Origin of the sequence: Pseudonocardia halophobica (assembly GCF_027922425.1) — a bacterium.
GTDB lineage: Bacteria > Actinomycetota > Actinomycetes > Mycobacteriales > Pseudonocardiaceae > Pseudonocardia > Pseudonocardia halophobica.
The window spans coordinates 21,664-37,774 of the sequence record NZ_BSFQ01000047.1; the positions used below are offsets into that span (position 1 = coordinate 21,664).

Consider the following 16,111-nt stretch of genomic DNA (forward strand, 5'->3'; position numbering starts at 1 on the left):
GGGTTCAGTGGACCAGCAGGTCGAAGCCCTCGACGTCCTGCGGCTTGCGCGGGCCCGGGCCGATGTACTGGGCCGACGGGCGGACCAGCTTGTTCTCCCGCTTCTGCTCCAGGATGTGCGCCGACCAGCCCGCGGTCCGGGCGCTGGTGAACATCGCCGGCATCATGTGCGGCGGGACCTGGGCGAAGTCGAGGATCACCGCGGCCCAGAACTCGACGTTCGTCTCGATCGGGTGGTCGGGACGGCGCTCGCGCAGGATCCGCAGCGCGGCCTGCTCCAGCGCGGCGGCCACCTCGTACCGCGGCGCGTTCAGCTCCTGGCAGGTCCGGCGCAGCACGCGGGCCCGCGGGTCCTCGGCCCGGTAGACCCGGTGCCCGAAGCCCATGAGCTTCTCCTTGCGGTCCAGGATGCCCTTGACCAGCGCCTCCGGGTCGCCGGTCCGCTCGACCTCGGCGATCATCGGCAGCACGCGGGCCGGGGCGCCGCCGTGGAGCGGGCCGGACATGGCGCCGATCGCGCCGGACAGCGAGGCCGCGACGTCCGCGCCGGTGGACGCGATGACGCGCGCGGTGAAGGTGGACGCGTTCATGCCGTGCTCGGCGGCGGAGACCCAGTAGGCGTCGATCGCCCTGACGTGCGCGGGGTCCGGGTCGCCCTTCCAGCGGACCATGAACCGCTCGGTGATCGTCTTCGCCTGGTCGACGCGGGACTGCGGCACGGCCGGGATGCCGATGCCGCGGGCGGACTGGGCGACGTAGGACAGCGCCATGACCGACGCCCGGGCGAGCTGCTCGCGGGCCTCCTCGACCGAGGTGTCGAGCAGCGGCTGGTAGCCCCAGTGCGGGGCGAGCATGGCCAGGGCGGCCTGCACGTCGACGCGGACGTCGCCGGTGTGGACGGGGATCGGGAACGGCTCGGCGGGCGGCAGGCCCGGCCCGAACCGGCCGTCGACCAGCAGCGCCCAGACGTTGCCGAAGGTGACCTGGCCGACCAGGTCCTCGATGTCGACGCCCCGGTACCGCAGCGCGCCGCCGTCCTTGTCGGGTTCGGCGATCTCGGTCCGGAAGGCGACGTGCCCCTCCAGGCCGGACTTGAAGCCGGGCGGGGGCGGGGGAACTTCGGACACCGGGGTCTCCTCACGTGTCGGTGCGCACCGGCGGCCGTCGCCGGGTGGCGCCGTCGGCCGGTGTCCCTGCTGCGCGCGCGGGTCCGCACGCGTGTTCGCCGTCACCCTGCCTCCGACCAGCGCCGGAGCACAACGGACCGGCCAGGTGTGATCGGTCACCGGACCCGAACGGAGGGTGTCGGGCGGCCGGGGCGCCCACCTACCGTCGGGGGTCCACGAGGAGGTGCGCATTGACCGAACTGACGCTCGCCGCCATGCGGGTCGACTACGGCGCCGGAGGTTTCGACGTCGACCAGCTCGCCCCGACCTGGCACGAGCAGCTGGCGCGCTGGCTGGCCGAGGCCGGCGGGGCCGGCGTCCCCGAGCCCAACGCGATGGTGCTGGCCACGGCGGACACGGACGGCCGCCCGTCGTCGCGCACCGTGCTGTGCAAGGGCTTGGACGAGCGCGGCGTCGTCTTCTACACGAACTTCACCTCCGCGAAGAGCCGCGACCTGCGCCAGTCGCACGAGGCGTCGGCGACCTTCCCCTGGTACGCGCTGCACCGCCAGGTGCACGTGCGCGGCCTGGTCCAGCAGGCCAGCTACGCCGAGGCCGACGCCTACTGGGCCACCCGGCCCCGGGGCTCGCAGCTCGGCGCGTGGGCGTCGGCCCAGTCCGCCGTGGTGAACGACCGGAGCGTGCTCGACGACGCGCTGGCCGCCGCCGAGCGCCGGTTCGCCGACACCGAGGCGATCCCGCGCCCGCCGCACTGGGGCGGCTGGCGGATCGTGCCGGACGAGGTCGAGTTCTGGCAGGGCCGCACCAACCGGATGCACGACCGGCTCCGCTTCGTGGGCGACCGCGACTCGCGCACCTGGAAGGTCGTCCGGCTGGCGCCGTAGCGGACGGGGCGAGCGGCGCCCTCGCTCACACCCGCTGAGCGAGCGCGCCGCTCACCGTCCGGTTTGAGCACGGATGTCCGGTCCGTCGCCGTGCGGGGTGGCGGAGGTGCCGGACGGGCGTGGTACCTGTGGAAACGTGAGTCGCCCCCGTCCGGGATCGGGCCCGGACCAGCCCACGGATCCGTTGCGCGCCGACCCCTCGGGTCCGGCGCCGGAGCCGCCCACCCGTCCCGCCCACGACCCGCGGGCGGACCCGCTCACCGTCCCGGCGCCCGGCCCGGCCGAGGCGAGCACCCAGCGCCTGACCACGGGCCCGGACGCGCCGACCCAGCACGTCCGGGGTGGGAGCGACGGCGCCACCCGGCGCGTCCCCGTGGATCCCGACGCGACCACGGCGCAGCTGCCCGAGGGCCGCACCGTCCGCACGCGGCTGGCGGGGCTGGCCCGCAACACCTTCGCCGACACCACACCGCTGCGGACGCCCTCCTACCGGCGGCTGTGGGTGGCGGGCATCATCACCACGATCGGCGCGCAGATGTCGGTCGTCGCCGTGCCCACGCAGATCTACGCGATGACGGACTCGTCGGCCTACGTCGGCCTGACGGGCGCGTTCGGCCTGGTCCCGCTGGTGGTCTTCGGGCTGTGGGGCGGCGCGATCGCCGACGCCGTGGACCGACGCCGGATGCTGCTGCTGACCGGCACCGGCATCGCGATCACCTCGCTCGCGCTGTGGGTGGTCGCGGCCAGCGGGGTGGGCAACGTCTGGGTCGTGCTGGTGCTGTTCGCGCTGCAGTCGTCGATGCTCGCGATGAACCAACCGGCGCGGGCCGCCGTGATCCCGCGACTGTTGCCGGCGACCCAGCTCCCGGCGGCGAACGCGCTGAACATGACCGTGATGCAGCTCGGCGCGATCGTCGGACCGCTGCTGGCCGGGGTGCTGATCCCGGTCGTCGGGCTGGGCACGCTCTACCTGCTCGACGCGATCTTCCTCCTCGCCACGATCTGGGCCACGTTCCGGCTGCCCGCGGTGCCGCCGCAGGCCACCGGGGAGCGGCCGAAGGCGGGCGTGCGGCAGATCGTCGACGGCTTCCGCTACGCCGCCCTGCACAAGATCCTGCTGGTCTCGTTCCTGGTCGACATCATCGCAATGGGCTTCGGCATGCCGCGCGTGGTCTTCCCCGAGATCAGCCAGACCGTGTTCGGCGACCCGCCGGGCGGCGGACTCGCGCTGGGCCTGCTGTTCGCGGCCATCCCCCTCGGCATGGTGGCGGGCGGCGTGTTCTCCGGCTGGCTGAAGCGGGTGTCCCGGCAGGGCGTGGCGGTCACCGTCGCGATCTGCATCTGGGGCCTCGGCGTCGCCGCGTTCGGGCTCACGTCGTCGCTGTGGATCGCCGTGATCGCGCTGGCCGTGGCCGGGGCGGGCGACCTGGTCAGCTCGGTGTACCGCAACTCGATCCTGCAGTCCGTGGCCACGGACGAGATGCGCGGCCGGATGCAGGGCGTGTTCGCGGTGGTCGTCGCCGGCGGACCCCGGCTCGCGGACCTGTGGCACGGGCCGGCGGCCGCGGCCGTCGGGCCGGGCACGGCCGCGTGGATCGGCGGGGTCGCGGTCGTCGTCGTGACCGTCGCGGTGGTGTTCCGGTTCCGCGAGTTCTGGGACTATCGCGTCCCCCTCGACGCCCACCGGTGACCGCCGGTGAACGCCAGGGGATGCCGTCCTGCGCTCGGAGGACGACCATGGGCACGGACGCCGTAAGTACGGTCCTGCGGAGTGATCCTTACCGCCTCGGGACGTGACGCGGATCCGTCGAACGGTACGGATGCGCGATGGCGCACTAGCGTGGCGCCCAACGCAGAAGAATCGAGTGTGAGAGGGAACCTCCACATGGCTGACGAGTCCGCCGGAACAGACACCGCTGTCCTCAGGTACCCGGGCGGCGAGCACGAGATGGCGATCAAGGCGCCGACGGAGGGTGCTTCGGCAGTCGACGTCAGCAAGCTCCTCGCGAAGTCGGGGATGACGACCTTCGACCCCGGCTTCACCAGCACGGCCGCCTGTGCCTCCGCGATCACCTACATCGACGGGGACGCGGGCATCCTCCGGTACCGCGGGTACCCGATCGACCAGCTCGCGGAGCGGTCGACCTTCCTCGAGGTGAGCTACCTGCTCATCTACGGCGAGCTGCCCACCCAGGCCCAGCTCGACCAGTTCACCACCGACATCAGCCGGCACACCCTGCTGCACGAGGACCTCAAGGGGTTCTTCGACGGCTTCCCGCGGGACGCGCACCCGATGCCGGTGCTGTCCTCGGCCGTGTCGGCGCTGTCGACCTTCTACCAGGACAGCCTGGACCCGTTCGACGAGAAGGCCGTCGAGCTGTCCACGGTCCGCCTGATGGCCAAGGTCTTCACCATCGCGGCCTACGCCTACAAGAAGTCCGTCGGCCAGCCGTTCCTCTACCCGGACAACTCGCTGGGCCTGGTGGAGAACTTCCTGCGCATGACGTTCGGGTTCCCGGCCGAGCCGTACGAGGTCGACCCGGTGATGGCCAAGGCCGTCGACACGCTGCTGATCCTGCACGCGGACCACGAGCAGAACTGTTCGACGTCCACGGTCCGGCTCGTCGGCTCGTCGCAGGCGAACCTGTTCGCGTCGATCTCCGCCGGCGTGAACGCGCTGTTCGGCCCGCTGCACGGCGGCGCCAACCAGGCGGTCCTCGAGATGCTCACCCGCATCCAGGAGGTCGAGGACGGCAACGTCGACGCCTTCGTCGAGCGCGTCAAGAACAAGGAGAAGGGCGCGAAGCTGATGGGCTTCGGGCACCGGGTCTACAAGAACTACGACCCGCGCGCGAAGATCGTCAAGCAGAACGCCGACGAGGTGCTCAAGGCCCTCGGCGTGACCGACCCGCTGCTCGACATCGCGATGAAGCTCGAGGAGAAGGCCCTCGCCGACGACTACTTCGTCGAGCGCAAGCTGTACCCGAACGTCGACTTCTACACCGGCGTGATCTACCGCGCCATGGGCTTCCCGACCAAGATGTTCACGGTCCTGTTCGCGCTCGGCCGGCTCCCCGGCTGGATCGCGCACTGGCGGGAGATGATGTCCGACCCGCAGAACAAGATCGGCCGCCCGCGCCAGCTCTACATCGGCGCCACCGAGCGGGACTACACGGAGCTCTCCGCCCGCTGAGCTGCGCCCGGTTGCACCAACGGCACTCTCGTGCGGACCTACCGCACGAGAGTGCCGTTCGTGCATTCGGCCGCGGACGCTCGGCGCGCGGGTTCCCCCGACCGCCGCTAGCGTCGGCCCATGCCCGAGCGCTCCGTCGTCTGGTTCCGGCGTGACCTGCGCGTCGGCGACCAGCCCACCTTCCTGGCCGCGGCGGACTCCTCGGACGAGGCCCTCGCGCTGTTCGTGCTCGATCCCGCCCTCATGGGGCCGAGCGGCGGGGCGCGGCTGAACTTCCTGTACGGCTGCCTCCGCGAGCTCGACGCCGCCCTCGGCGGGAAGCTGCTGGTGGTCGAGGGCGCCCCGGCGGACGTCGTGCCGCGGGTCGCCGAGGCCGTCGGCGCCGGGTCGGTGCACGTCGCGGCGGACTTCGGCCCGTACGGGCACCGGCGGGACGAGGCCGTCGAGAAGGCGCTGACCGACGCCGGACGCGAGCTCGTGCGCACCGGCTCGCCCTACGCCGTCGCCCCCGGCCGGGTCCGCAAGTCCGACGGCGAGCCCTTCCGCGTGTTCACCCCGTTCCGACGGGCGTGGACCGACCACGGCTGGCGCGCCCCGGCCGACACCTCCGCCTCGACCGTGTCCTGGCTGGACCCGGCCGACACGAAGGGCGGACCGCGGGCGACGAGGATCCCCGACGACGTCGCCGTGGAGGCCGAGCTCCCCGAGCCCGGCGAGCAGGCGGCCCTGCGGACCTGGGCGGACTTCCTCGACGACGCGGTGGACCACTACGGCGACGACCGCAACCGCCCGGACAGGCCGGCCACCTCGCGGATGTCGGTGTACCTGAAGTACGGCTGCATCCACCCCCGCACGGTGCTCGCCGACCTCGCCCGCAAGCGCTCCGCGAGCGCCGACACGTACCGCAGCGAGATCGCCTGGCGGGAGTTCTACGCCGACATCCTGTTCCAGCGGCCGGACTCCGCGCGGAAGAACTACGACGGCGCGTTCGACGCCCTCCCGCTCGCCTCGGGGAAGAAGGCCGCCGCCGACTTCGCGGCCTGGAAGGAGGGCCGCACCGGCTTCCCGATCGTCGACGCCGGCATGCGCCAGCTGCGCGCCGAGGCGTGGATGCACAACCGGTTGCGCATGGTCGTGGCGTCGTTCCTGGTCAAGGACCTGCACCTGCCGTGGTGGTGGGGTGCGCGGCACTTCATGCAGCTGCTGGTCGACGGCGACCTGGCCTCCAACCAGCACGGCTGGCAGTGGACGGCGGGCAGCGGGACGGACGCGTCGCCGTACTTCCGCGTGTTCAACCCGATCACGCAGGGGGAGAAGTTCGACCCGAACGGCGACTACGTGCGGAAGTACGTGCCCGAGCTCCGCGGGATCGAGGGCAAGGCGGTGCACCAGCCCTGGGCGCTGCCCGACGGCGTGCCGGAGGGCTACCCGGAGCCGATCGTCGACCACAAGGCCGAGCGGCAGGAAGCGCTCGCCCGCTACGAGAAGGTGAAGCAGGCGCGCGGGTGATCGCGCGGACGACAGGGCCCTGAGCGGGCACGATCGGGTCGTCGGACCGGGGCCGTCCGCGTGATCAACGGGTGAACTCTAGGGTGTGGCCAGCACCGACGAGGGGAGCCCGGGATGGCCGATCGACGGAACCGCAGGCGACGCGCGATCGTGCTGTTCGGGGTGGCGGGCGCGGCCGGTGCGGGCGCGTGGGCGGTGTGGCGGCGCTCCGGCGCGGGCCGACCGGTGCGCGACCAGTGGGCCCGGGCCGTCGCGACCCCGTCCGCCTCGGCGATCGGGGCTGCGGAGTCGGTGGCGGTCGGGAGCGTGAACGGCTCGGCCGGGGCCACCGGGTCGGGCGTGAACGGCTCGGCCCACAACGGCCGCGCGCCGCAGGGCCTCCTGACCCGGCCCGAGGCCCCGGCGCCCGAGAAACGGGCCGCCCCGCCGACGAAGCCCACTGCCGAAGAACCTGAGGCGGAGAAGCCCGCCGTCGAGAAGCCCGCCGTCGAGAAGCCCGCCGTCGAGAAGCCAGCCGCCGAGAAGCCCGCCGTCGAGAAGCCGGCGACCGAGAAGCCGGCCGCCGAGAAGCGCACGGCGGAGGAGAAGACCGAGTTTCAGCAGCCAGCGACTTCCGAGGAGATCCCCGACGGCCCCTACGGCCCCGGCTCCGCGGCCCCGCTGCCCGACGGCTCCGCCCCGGGCCCCGAGTTCACGATCAAGGGCAACGCGACGTCGATGCTGTTCCATCCGCCGTCGAGCCCCTACTTCGGCCGGACGAAGCCCGCAGCCTGGTTCCGCACCGCCGAGGACGCCGAGCGCGCGGGCTTCACGGAGTGGAAGCCGAAGCCCCGGGCGAGCTGAGCCTCGAGGATCCACGTCCGGGCAGTAGAACGCTCGAACTTCGACCTTTTTGGCCGCGCGCGGATCACCGCGACCGACCGGCCCCCAGTACCGCCGCCACCACCGCCGCGAGCAACGCCAGGGCGGCCGCGCCGAGCCCCGCCGCGACCGCGGTGTCGCTCCACGCCAGCAGCACGGCCAGCCCGACCGCCCCGCCGACGTACTGCGCGGTCGACGCGAGCGCCCCGGCCACGCCCTGCTGCGACTCGGGGACCGCGGCGGCGGCCGTCCGGAACACCGCGGGGAAGGCGATGCCGGCGAAGAGGGCCCAGACGAACCCGGGCAGCATCGTCGCGTAGCCGCCGAACCCGAGGGCCAGCACCGCCAGCGAGACGCCCAGCCCCGCCATCCCGACGACGAGCGTGCGGCCGGCCCCGATCCGCGCCGCCAGCCGCGGGAACGCCCACCCCGCCCCGACCATGCTCAGCGCACTGAGCGGCAGGAACGCGGCCCCGGCCTGCAGCACCGTGAACCCCAGGACGTCCTGCAACTGGGTGGTGATGAGGAAATACGCCGTGCCGACCGCGCCCATGAACAGCAGCACGGCGAGGGTGGGCGCGAGCAGTGCGCGCGACACCCGCGGCAGCAGCGGCTCCGGCGCCCGGCGCTCGACGAGCAGGAACGCCCCCAGCAGTACGACGCCGAGGACCACCACCGGCGACCGGTCGACGATCCCGAGCACGAGCAGCGTCGAGCCGGTGGTGGCCAGCGCAGCGCCGAGCAGGTCGAAGGGCCCCCGCACCCGCGGGCCGTCGGCCCGCAGTAGCACGGGCGCGAGCGCCGCGGCGACCAGCGCGACCGGCACGTTCACCAGCAGCACCGCCTCCCAGCCGAATGCGGAGGTCAGCAGCCCGCCGCCCGCGGCACCGACCGCCGCGCCGGTGCTCCCGGCCACGCCCCACACCGCGAACGCCCGGTTGCGGTCCGGCCCCTCGGCGAACCCGACGGCGAGCAGGCGCAGCGTGGCCGGGGTGAGCAGCGCGGCCCCGACGCCCTGGACGGCCCGTGCGGTCACCAGCCGGCCCGGCGTCGTCGCGAGCCCGCCCGCGAGCGAGGCCAGCCCGAACAGCACCAGCCCGGCGACGAACACCCGCCGCGCCCCGAGCCGGTCGGTGGCCCGCCCTCCGAGCAGCAGCAGCCCGCCGAGCGCCACCGTGTAGGCGGAGACGACCCACTGCAGCCCGTCGGCGTCGAAGCCCAGGTCGCGGCCGATGCTCGGCAGCGCGACGAACACGATGTCGAAGTCGGTGGCGACGAGGAACTGGGTCACGGCCAGCAGTGCCAGCCGGGCGCCCGTCCCCGCCCGCCGGGCCTCCGGTGCTGTCATGACGGCCTCCCGTGGTGCACGATCGGTAACGGAGGTCATGCTTCGTCACGGGCCCCGAGCAGGGAAGAAGGCACTTTCATGTCCCAGAGGAACACCGATGTGCCCCATGCGGCGCTGCAGGCGATCTGCCCGCTGAACGAGGTGCTCGACCGGGTCAGCGGGAAGTGGGCGATCGGCGTGCTCACGCTCTGCGGGGCCGAGGGCGTCGTCCGGTTCACCGAGTTCGAGCGTGGCATCCCGGACATCAGCCGGCGGATGCTGACGCTGACCCTGCGCAACCTCGAGCGGGACGGCCTGCTGACCCGGACCGTCCACCCCACCGTCCCGCCCAAGGTCGAGTACCGGCTCACCGCGGCGGCGCACGAGCTCACCGAGACGTTGTCCCTGATCACGGACTGGGCCAAGCGTCACCAGGCCTACGTCCACACCGCCCGTGCGGAGTACGACGCCGCCCGCGCGTGACCCGTCCGTCACCCGGACCGACGACACTCCGATGATGGCCGAGCGCTCGGGGCACGTCGTCGTCTGCGGGATCGGGGCCGTCGGGTTCCGGACCGTCGAGCAGCTGCACGCCTCGGGGATCGACGTCGTGGTCGTCGACGGCGGCGACGAACCGGAGCCGGTCACCGAGCACCTGCTCGGGCTCTGGGAGATCCCCCGGGTGGCCGGGCGTCCCCGCGACGCCCTGGTCGAGGCCGGGGTGGAGCAGGCCGCGGCCGTCGTCGTGGTGCCCGACGACGACCTGGTCGCCACCGAGACCGCCCTGCTCGCCCGCCGGCTCGCCCCCGGGGCGCGGCTGGTCGTGCGGGTGGCGAACCGGGCCGTCGGGCGGGCGCTGGCCGAGGTGACCGGCCGCGGCAGCGTGCTCGACGTGGCGGCGCTGTCCGCGCCGTCGGTCGTCGAGGCGTGTCTGGGGCAGCGCCCGCACCCGGTCGAGATGGGTGGGCGGACGTTCGTGGTCGCCACGCTGGAGGCGCCGCGGGTGGGCACCCTGCGCGCCCTGTTCGACGACCTCGCCCCGCTCGCCGTGGCCGGGCCCGACCCGGAGCAGGTGATCTGCCCGGGCCGCGACCACCGGGTGCCGGCCGGCGCCCGCGTGACGGTGATCGGCACGGAGGAGCAGTTCGCGGCGGTGGGGAGGCCCGTGGAGCCGGTCGGGCCCGTGCCCCACCGCGCCGGGGCGCGGTCCGCGGGCGCGGAGCGGGCGGCGCGCCGCGACGAGGAGGGCGGCCGGGCGACGGTCCTGACCGTGCTGCGCACCCTGCTCGCCGAGGCCGAGCGCCCGCTGAAGGTCACCGCCGGCGTGCTGCTCCTGCTGTTCGTCGCCTCGGTGTTCGTGCTGCGCTCCGGTTACGTCAAGCCGGACGGCTCGCACATGACCTGGGTCGACGCCGTGTACTTCAGCGTCGAGACCATCGGCACCGTCGGCTACGGCGACTTCTCCTTCGCCGAGCAGGCGACCTGGCTGCGCGTCTACGCGATCGGGATGATGTTCCTCGGCGTGGTGCTGGCCGCGGTGCTGTTCGCGCTGCTCACGCAGCTGCTGGTGAGCAGCAGCATCGAGCGGTCGGTGGGGCGCCGGCGGATCGGCGCGATGCGGGGGCACGTGATCGTCGTCGGCCTCGGCGCGGTGGGGATCGGGGTGCTGGAGGGCCTGCTCGCGGCCGGCGCCCGGCCCGTCGTCCTGGAGCGCGACCCGGCCAACCGGCACCTCGCCCGGGCCCGCGAGCTCGGCGTCCCGGTGGTCACCGGCGATGCGACCGACACCGCGGTGCTCAGCTCGATCAACCTGCGGGAGGCCACCGCCGTGGCCGTGCTGACCAGCGACGACCTCGTCAACGTCGAGGCAGGCCTCGCCATCCGGGACCAGCTCCGCGACCGCTGGCCCGCGGTCCCCGTGGTGCTGCGGATGTTCGACCGGGACCTGTCCGAGGCGGTGGAGGAGGGCTTCGCCTTCCGCTACGTCCGCTCGACGGCCGCGCTGGCCGCCCCGTGGTTCGTCGGCGCCGCCCTCGGGCTCGACGTGCTCGGCACCTTCTACGTCGACCGCATCCCGTTCATGGTCGGCCGGCTGGCGGTCGGCCCCGCGCTCGACGGCGTCGCGATGCGCGAGCTGTCCGCCCGCACGCGGGTCGTGGCGCTGCACCGTGCCGGCGCGGGCACGCTGGAGCACCCGCCCCGCCGGGACACCCGCTTCGCCGCGGGCGACGACGCGTACGTCGTCGGCCCGTACTCCGAGCTGCTCGCGCTGCTGCGACCGGACGGACAGGCCTCGGAGTAGCCGTAACTGGCCGAACGTCCGTTAAGCTGACGGCCGGTCGATCCGGTGGAGGCGCAATGGCAGGCAGCGTGACGGTCCCGGCCCGGCGGCTGGCGGGCGCTCTTGAACCCGTCGTCGGCCAGGTCTACTTCGCACCCGAGGCCCACGAGGCGTACGAGAAGCTCGGGTTCGGGGGCAGCCCCCGGTCGCTGCGCGGCGTCGCCGCCCCCGACGGCCCGGCGTACTTCTGCAGCCGCGGGTCGGTGCTCGGCCAGGTGCCGGGCGAGGTCGTGGCCTCGGCGTTCGGTGTGTTCAACCCGGAGGCCGTGGTGCCGGCGGTGGCCCACGGCTGGACGCTCACCGACGCCGCCACGATCTGCGAGGCCCGCACCGACGCGGCCCGCGCCCAGCTCGTCCGGATCCTCGGCGAGCGGCCGGAGGGTCTCGACCGGGCCCGTGACCTGCTCGAACGGGCCGTCGCACCGCTGCGCCCCGAGGGCAAGGCGCTGTTCGCGGGGCTGCAGTCGCTCGGCCTGCCCGGCGACCCGGTCGCGGACGTCTGGCGCCTCGGCGACCTGCTGCGCGAGTATCGCGGCGACGCGCACATCGCGGCCTGGACCTCCGCCGGCTTCGACGCCACCGAGATCGGGCTGCTCACCGAGCCGTACTGGGGCGTGCCGCTGCGCAGCTACGTCCGCTCCCGGGCGTGGACCACCGCGCAGCTCGACGCCGCGGAGGAACGGCTGGTGGCCCGCGGGCTGCTGGCCGACGGAGCGCTCACCGACCGGGGCCGCGAGGAGCGCGAGGCCGTCGAGGTCGCGACGGACCGGATGTGCGAGCCGATCGTCCGGGCCCTCGGCGCGGACGTCGACACCCTCGTCGACCTGCTGCGGCCGTGGGGCCGGGCCGTGCGCGAGGCGCAGGGCTACCCCGCCTCCGGCCCGCACGACCTCGCCGGCTCCTGAAGCCCGGACCCCTCAGACCTCCGACCCGTCCGGCATGGAGATGCCGTAGCCGCGGATCTTGCGGTAGATCGTGGCCCGCGACATCCCCAGCCGCCGGGCGGCCTCGGCCTTGTTGCCGTCCGTGTCGAGCAGGGCGTCGACGATGGCGTCGCACTCGATCGCCTCGAGCGGCGTGAGCACCCGGCGGGTGATCGCCCGCGTCTCCGGCGGGAGGTCCTCCGGGCGGATCGTGCCGGTGCGCCGGCGCGCGACGACCTTGCGCAGCACCTGGTAGAGCTGGTCGACGTTGCCCGGCCAGCGGTTGCGCATGAGCACCCGCATCGCCTCGGGCGAGCAGTGCAGGTCCGCGCCCCGGGTGAGCCGCGCGAGCAGGTACGGCACCAGCTCGGCGACGTCCTCGATGTGGTGGCGCAGCGGCGGCACCTCGATGCTGCGCGGGAAGCAGCCGAGCAGCTCGGTGAGCTCGGGGGAGTCGGGCTCGGAGCTCCGCGACCGGGTGGCGACGACCCACTGCCGCTCCGGGTCGGTCGACTCCCGGTACGGCTCCAGCGCGTCGGCCAGGGCCAGCGCGTGCTGCGGGGACAGGGCGTCGAGGTGCTGCAGGACGAGCGTCCCGCCCCCGGTGTGCAACTCGTCGGACACCTCGGCGATCCACCGGGGGCCGCAGTGCGCGGCGTCGAGCACCCGCACGTGCCCGGCGGGGGAGTGCAGCTGGTGGGTGGCGCGGGCGAGCGTGGTCCGGCCCGTGCCGGTCTCGCCCTCCAGGACCAGCCACTCGTTCATCCGGAAGTGCCGGTCGACGGCCTGGGCGCACTTCGTCCACAGCGCCCCGGAGCCGACGGCGGCCGGCAGGGCAGTGGTGATCGACGGCGTGGTCGGGCGGCCGTGCAGCGGCGCCCGGGACACGAGCTGGACCTGCAGGATCCCGCCGGACAGCCCGCCCTCGGCCCAGCTCGGCCGGCACTGCACCCGGGCCGTCGCGCCGCTGGGCAGGTCGACGAGCAGCTGGCGGCGCCGCCCGCTGCGGATCGCGTCCGTGGCCTCGGCCAGCAGCGGGACCTGGTCGGACGGGTCGATCAGCTCGCGGGCGCGGTCGTTCATCATCAGCAGGTCGTCGCTGACGGCGAACACGGCGCCGCGGCCGCGGCGGCACGCGGACAGGTAGTCGTGCATCAGGGTGAGCTCGCGCCGGCCGGACTGCTCGAGCAGCGTCTCCTCGATGCGCCGCGCGATCGTGGCGGCGGTCGCGGCCATCATCGCGCTGGCCTCGCTGCGCCAGCAGGTCAGGTCCAGCACGCCGAGCAGCTTGCCGTTGACGGGATGGTGGATCGGCACGCCGGCGCACGCCATGTCCTCGAGGTGCTCGACGTAGTGCTCGTGCCCGAACACCTGCGCCGGCGCGCGGCCCTCCAGGGCGGTGCCGATGCCGTTGGTCCCCACGTACTGCTCGGCGTAGCTGAAGCCCGGGGCCAGCCAGATGCGGTCGAGGTGGCGGCGCAGCGCGCTGTCGCCCGTGCGCCGGTCGATGACCACGCCCTCGTCGTCGCAGAGGATCACGCTGACCGGCTCGGTGGCGAACTGGTCGGCGATGTCCTCGATGACGGGCCGCGCGGCGCGCAGCAGCGGGGTGTCCGGCTCGGCGTCGCTCTCGTAGGGCAGCTCGAGGTGGTCGCTCGGCACGGAGAACTGCCGGGAGCGCGTCCACGACGCCAGGATCGGCGCCCGCACGAGGCTCGGGTCGGGCATCTCGAAGTGGAGGAACGCCTCACGGGCCACGGCCACGCGTTCGGCGGCCCTGCCGACCGCCACCGGTTCGACGGGCACGGGTGGCCGGCGCGCGGACCCGTCCTCGACGTCCGGCGCCTCGTGGTGGATGGCGCGTTCGTTCTGGTCGACCAACCGGTTGCCCTTCTCGGAGCAGCTGTGGTCCGCGGTGGCGGCGCAGCCGGGATCGGCCCGGACGGTACCGCCCGGACTCCGACCACGCTAGAGGCGGATCGCCGCACCCGAAAGTGGCTGGTCAGCTCCACACCGTCTCATATTGAGACCGCAGGTCAGGGGGGTCGGCGGTGTGATTCCTGGCACGAGGCGAGCTGTGACGGGGCGCACTCCCGGACCCGGCACGGCGGACCTCGGGCACAGAGCCCGACAGCGTCGCGGGCTCCCGCGCCATCCCACGGCGTCCGCTCTGTGCGCTCTCACCCCACCACCGTGAGGAGACGACGTGAGTCGGCAGAGTTTGGCGAAGGCTCACCAGAAGATCCAGGAACTCGCCTGGGAGCCGCAGTACCACGAGCCGTACATGAAGTACGGAACCGACTACACCTTCCGGAAGGCCGCGAAGAAGGACCCGCTCAAGCAGGTCCTGCGGTCCTACTTCCCGATGGAGGAGGAGAAGGACCACCGCGTCTACGGGGCGCAGGACGGCGCGATCCGCGGGAACATGTTCCGCCAGGTCCAGGAGCGTTGGCTGGAGTGGCAGAAGCTCTTCCTGTCGATCATCCCGTTGCCCGAGATCTCGGCGGCGCGCTCCATGCCGATGCTGTTCCAGGCGGTCCCGAACCCGGAGCTGCACAACGGCCAGGCGATCCAGATGATCGACGAGGTTCGGCACAGCACGATCCAGCAGAACCTCAAGCGCCTGTACATGAACAACTACATCGACCCGGCGGGCTTCAACAACAGCCTCCGGAACTTCCACACGGACTACTGCGGCACCATCGGCCGCCAGTTCGCGGAAGGCTTCATCACCGGTGACGCGATCACCGCGGCCAGCATCTACCTGACGATCGTCGCCGAGACGGCCTTCACGAACACCCTGTTCGTGGCCATGCCGGCCGAGGCGGCGGCCAACGGCGACTACCTGCTGCCGACGGTCTTCCACTCGGTGCAGTCCGACGAGTCGCGGCACATCTCCAACGGCTACGCCACGCTGCTCATGGCGCTGTCGGACGAGGACAACCGCCAGCTGCTCGAGCGCGACCTGCGCTACGCGTGGTGGAACAACCACCGCGTCGTCGACGCCGCCATCGGCACCTTCATCGAGTACGGCACGAAGGACCGCCGCAAGGACCGCGAGTCGTACGCGGAGATGTGGCGCCGCTGGATCTACGACGACTACTACCGCTCGTACCTCCTGCCGCTCGAGAAGTACGGCCTGGTCATCCCGCACGACCTGGTCGAGGAGTCCTGGAAGCAGATCTGGGAGAAGGGCTACGTCCACGAGGTCGCGCAGTTCTTCGCCACGGGTTGGCTCGCCAACTACTGGCGCATCGACGGCATGACCGACGAGGACTTCGAGTGGTTCGAGTACAAGTACCCGGGCTGGTACGACCGGTACGGCAAGTGGTGGGAGAACTACAACCGGCTGGCGCTCCCGAACGGCCACAACGCGATCGTGGCCGAGGACGTCGACTACGTGTACCCGCACCGCTGCTGGACCTGCATGGTGCCCTGCCTCGTGCGTGAGGACATGGTCATGCAGGAGGTCGACGGGCAGTGGCGGACGTACTGCCACGAGGTCTGCCGCTGGACGGACGCCGAGGCGTTCCGCCCGACGTACCAGGGCCGCGAGACGCCGAACATGGGCAAGCTGGTCGGCCACCGCGAGTGGGAGACGCTGTACCACGGCTGGAACTGGGCCGACGTGGTGAAGGACATGGGCTTCGTCCGCGACGACGGCAAGACCATGACCGCGCAGCCGCACCTGAACCTCGACCCGAAGAAGATGTGGACGCTCGACCACATGCGGCGCATGCCGCATCTGCAGAGCCCCAACGTCCTGCTGAACGAGATGTCGGACGCCGAGCGCGAGGCGTTCAAGGCGGACTACAACCGCCAGGGCCCGGCCGGCCGGCCGGCTCCCAAGGACGCCTGAGCGCGGGTCAGGCGAGGGGGGAGGACCGGGTCCTCCGGTCCTCCCCCCGCTCGGGTCGGCCCCGCCCGCGCACCGGGCCGGCCCCGCA

12 protein-coding genes are annotated in these 16,111 nt (G+C 73.0%); 9 read left to right on the forward strand and 3 right to left on the reverse strand.

Translation table 11 applies throughout. The features are described from left to right. Positions 1–4: 4 nt before the first annotated feature. Positions 5–1,126: a citrate synthase 2 gene (locus tag PKE99_RS32990; RefSeq protein ID WP_037052641.1), complete on the reverse strand. Its 1,122-nt coding sequence runs from the start codon at positions 1,124–1,126 to the stop codon at positions 5–7. A 254-nt stretch (positions 1,127–1,380) separates the two neighbouring features. Here PKE99_RS32990 and pdxH point away from each other — a divergent pair, with 254 nt between their 5' ends. From pdxH to PKE99_RS33015, 5 genes are all read left to right on the forward strand, one after another. Beyond that, entirely contained in the window at positions 1,381–2,010 is a 630-nt protein-coding gene (gene pdxH, locus PKE99_RS32995) for a pyridoxamine 5'-phosphate oxidase (RefSeq protein WP_051738193.1), read from the forward strand. Positions 2,011–2,410: 400 nt separating this feature from the next. Beyond that, positions 2,411–3,700, forward strand: a complete 1,290-nt coding sequence (locus tag PKE99_RS33000; RefSeq protein WP_063739879.1) for an MFS transporter — start codon at positions 2,411–2,413, stop codon at positions 3,698–3,700. Between the two features lie 195 nt (positions 3,701–3,895). Next, positions 3,896–5,203 (forward strand): citrate synthase, encoded by a 1,308-nt coding sequence (locus tag PKE99_RS33005; RefSeq protein ID WP_037052646.1) that lies wholly within the window; start codon positions 3,896–3,898, stop codon positions 5,201–5,203. A 120-nt stretch (positions 5,204–5,323) separates the two neighbouring features. After that, positions 5,324–6,712: a cryptochrome/photolyase family protein gene (locus PKE99_RS33010; RefSeq protein ID WP_037052648.1), complete on the forward strand. Its 1,389-nt coding sequence runs from the start codon at positions 5,324–5,326 to the stop codon at positions 6,710–6,712. A 114-nt stretch (positions 6,713–6,826) separates the two neighbouring features. Beyond that, positions 6,827–7,555, forward strand: a complete 729-nt coding sequence (locus tag PKE99_RS33015; RefSeq protein WP_051738185.1) for a sunset domain-containing protein — start codon at positions 6,827–6,829, stop codon at positions 7,553–7,555. 64 nt (positions 7,556–7,619) lie between these two features. Here the strand turns inward: PKE99_RS33015 and PKE99_RS33020 are convergent, their stop codons facing one another. Further along, a complete protein-coding gene (locus PKE99_RS33020) occupies positions 7,620–8,921 on the reverse strand; it encodes an MFS transporter (protein WP_051738186.1) in 1,302 nt (433 codons plus the stop codon). Positions 8,922–8,999: 78 nt separating this feature from the next. On the opposite strand from PKE99_RS33020, the gene PKE99_RS33025 reads away from it, so the two are divergent. The 3 genes from PKE99_RS33025 to PKE99_RS33035 are packed head-to-tail and all read left to right on the forward strand — an operon-like array spanning position 9,000 to position 12,146. Further along, complete coding sequence (locus PKE99_RS33025) at positions 9,000–9,383, forward strand: winged helix-turn-helix transcriptional regulator (protein WP_037052651.1); 384 nt, start codon at positions 9,000–9,002, stop codon at positions 9,381–9,383. 34 nt (positions 9,384–9,417) lie between these two features. Further along, on the forward strand, positions 9,418–11,202 hold the full coding sequence (locus tag PKE99_RS33030) for a potassium channel family protein (protein ID WP_037052694.1): 1,785 nt from the start codon (positions 9,418–9,420) through the stop codon (positions 11,200–11,202). Positions 11,203–11,258: 56 nt separating this feature from the next. Further along, on the forward strand, positions 11,259–12,146 hold the full coding sequence (locus PKE99_RS33035; protein WP_037052653.1) for an SCO6745 family protein: 888 nt from the start codon (positions 11,259–11,261) through the stop codon (positions 12,144–12,146). A 12-nt stretch (positions 12,147–12,158) separates the two neighbouring features. Here PKE99_RS33035 and PKE99_RS33040 read toward each other — a convergent pair whose 3' ends face one another. After that, positions 12,159–14,045, reverse strand: coding sequence for a sigma-54-dependent Fis family transcriptional regulator (locus PKE99_RS33040; protein ID WP_231498407.1), 1,887 nt, complete (start codon positions 14,043–14,045; stop codon positions 12,159–12,161). A gap of 340 nt (positions 14,046–14,385) precedes the next feature. Between PKE99_RS33040 and PKE99_RS33045 the strand changes: the two genes are divergently transcribed. Continuing rightward, complete coding sequence (locus PKE99_RS33045; protein ID WP_037052654.1) at positions 14,386–16,023, forward strand: ferritin family protein; 1,638 nt, start codon at positions 14,386–14,388, stop codon at positions 16,021–16,023. Positions 16,024–16,111: the final 88 nt, after the last annotated feature.

Excerpts from the sequence above, each read along its gene's own strand:
- PKE99_RS33020 (WP_051738186.1), bottom strand. The coding sequence starts at position 8,921 with ATGACAGCACCGGAGGCCCGGCGGGCGGGGACGGGCGCCCGGCTGGCA.
- PKE99_RS33005 (WP_037052646.1), top strand. The coding sequence starts at position 3,896 with ATGGCTGACGAGTCCGCCGGAACAGACACCGCTGTCCTCAGGTACCCG.
- PKE99_RS33010 (WP_037052648.1), top strand. The coding sequence starts at position 5,324 with ATGCCCGAGCGCTCCGTCGTCTGGTTCCGGCGTGACCTGCGCGTCGGC.
- PKE99_RS33035 (WP_037052653.1), top strand. The coding sequence starts at position 11,259 with ATGGCAGGCAGCGTGACGGTCCCGGCCCGGCGGCTGGCGGGCGCTCTT.
- PKE99_RS33025 (WP_037052651.1), top strand. The coding sequence starts at position 9,000 with ATGTCCCAGAGGAACACCGATGTGCCCCATGCGGCGCTGCAGGCGATC.
- PKE99_RS33030 (WP_037052694.1), top strand. The coding sequence starts at position 9,418 with ATGGCCGAGCGCTCGGGGCACGTCGTCGTCTGCGGGATCGGGGCCGTC.
- pdxH (WP_051738193.1), top strand. The coding sequence starts at position 1,381 with ATGCGGGTCGACTACGGCGCCGGAGGTTTCGACGTCGACCAGCTCGCC.
- PKE99_RS33015 (WP_051738185.1), top strand. The coding sequence starts at position 6,827 with ATGGCCGATCGACGGAACCGCAGGCGACGCGCGATCGTGCTGTTCGGG.